Below are 1,641 nucleotides of genomic sequence, written 5' to 3' on the forward strand. Positions count from 1 at the left end.
GGGTGCTTCACCAGCCTTACCGATGTAACGAGTCGGGGGTATTGAGAGGAAGTCTGCATGCAAAACAGTTTGCTGAAACCAAAATCCATTAGCGTAGAACAACTCGGTCCCAACCGTGCCAAGGTGGCTCTTGAGCCTTTTGAACGTGGTTACGGTCACACCCTGGGTAATGCGCTGCGTCGCGTGTTGCTCTCATCCATGCCTGGATTTGCAGCAACCGAAGTGACCATCGCCGGCGTGCTCCACGAGTACTCGTCTATCGATGGTGTGCAAGAAGACGTGGTCAACATTTTGTTGAACCTCAAGGGCGTTGTGTTCAAGCTGCACAACCGCGAAGAAGTGACTCTGAGCCTGCGCAAAGACTCGGAAGGCGTCGTAACGGCCGCTGACATTCAGACGCCCCATGACGTGGAAATTATCAACCCCGGTCATGTCATCGCCAACCTGTCGCACGGCGGCAAGCTGGACATGCAGATCAAGGTTGAAAAGGGCCGTGGCTATGTGCCCGGCACCATGCGCCGCCACGCCGACGAACCCAACAAGTCCATTGGCCGTATCGTTCTGGACGCTTCGTTCTCCCCGGTCAAGCGCGTGAGCTACACCGTGGAGAGCGCCCGCGTTGAGCAGCGTACCGACCTAGACAAGCTGGTGGTTGAAATCGAAACCAACGGTGCAGTGTCTGCTGAAGACGCAGTGCGCGCATCTGCCAAGATTCTGGTGGAGCAACTGGCTGTGTTTGCACAACTGGAAGGCAGCGAACTGGCTGCATTCGACGCACCGGCACCGCGTGGAAATACGCAATTCGATCCGATCCTGCTGCGCCCTGTGGACGAGCTGGAACTGACCGTGCGTTCTGCCAACTGCCTGAAGGCCGAAAACATTTACTACATCGGTGACCTGATTCAGCGCACCGAGAACGAGCTGCTGAAGACACCTAACCTGGGTCGCAAGTCGCTCAACGAAATCAAGGAAGTGCTGGCTTCCCGTGGTCTGACTTTGGGCATGAAGCTCGAAAGCTGGCCGCCGGCTGCACTGGAAAAGCGTTAATCGTTTTTCCACATAAGAAGTTAATCCAAACCGCCCCTCCCGGGGTAACGCGCCCGGGCAGTACCTGATACGGCTGCTCCATAACTGAAGGAAATTACCATGCGCCACGGACTCGGACTCCGCAAACTCAACCGCACTTCGTCGCACCGTCTGGCGATGCTGCGCAACATGATGAACTCGCTCATCGAGCACGAAGTCATCAAGACCACTGTGCCCAAGGCCAAGGAACTGCGTCGCGTGATCGAACCCATGATCACTCTGTCGAAGGAAGCCACCGTGGCCAACCGCCGCCTGGCATTTGACCGCCTGCGCGACCGTGACAGCGTAACCAAGTTGTTCAACGACCTGGGCCCGCGTTTCAAGACACGTCCCGGTGGTTACACACGTATTCTGAAGATGGGTTTCCGTGTTGGTGACAACGCGCCCATGGCTCTGGTCGAATTGGTGGACCGTGCTGAAACTAATGCGGCTGATACCGCAGCAGTGGCGGCTGAATAAGGTATACTACTAGCTTACCGCGCGATGGAGCAGTCTGGTAGCTCGTTGGGCTCATAACCCAAAGGTCGGAGGTTCAAATCCTTCTCGCGCAACCAA

The 1,641-nt window shown here is 56.4% G+C and carries 2 protein-coding genes and 1 tRNA gene; all 3 read left to right on the forward strand.

Annotated features, from left to right (window positions below; translation table 11 throughout):
• The first annotated feature begins 57 nt into the window (after positions 1-57).
• Positions 58-1,047, forward strand: a complete 990-nt coding sequence (gene rpoA / locus Q0362_RS01495; RefSeq protein WP_298119038.1) for a DNA-directed RNA polymerase subunit alpha — start codon at positions 58-60, stop codon at positions 1,045-1,047.
• A 99-nt stretch (positions 1,048-1,146) separates the two neighbouring features.
• Positions 1,147-1,545, forward strand: a complete 399-nt coding sequence (rplQ, locus tag Q0362_RS01500) for a 50S ribosomal protein L17 (RefSeq protein ID WP_298119040.1) — start codon at positions 1,147-1,149, stop codon at positions 1,543-1,545.
• Positions 1,546-1,563: 18 nt separating this feature from the next.
• Positions 1,564-1,640 (forward strand) — tRNA-Met (locus Q0362_RS01505).
• The last annotated feature ends 1 nt before the right edge of the window (position 1,641 follow it).

Source organism: uncultured Aurantimicrobium sp. (assembly GCF_936931525.1).
In the GTDB taxonomy this organism is placed as follows: Bacteria; Actinomycetota; Actinomycetes; order Actinomycetales; family Microbacteriaceae; genus Aurantimicrobium.

What these genes read in the sequence shown, in the direction of transcription:
- rpoA (WP_298119038.1), top strand. Translation starts at nt 58, where the DNA reads ATGCAAAACAGTTTGCTGAAACCAAAATCCATTAGCGTAGAACAACTC.
- rplQ (WP_298119040.1), top strand. Translation starts at nt 1,147, where the DNA reads ATGCGCCACGGACTCGGACTCCGCAAACTCAACCGCACTTCGTCGCAC.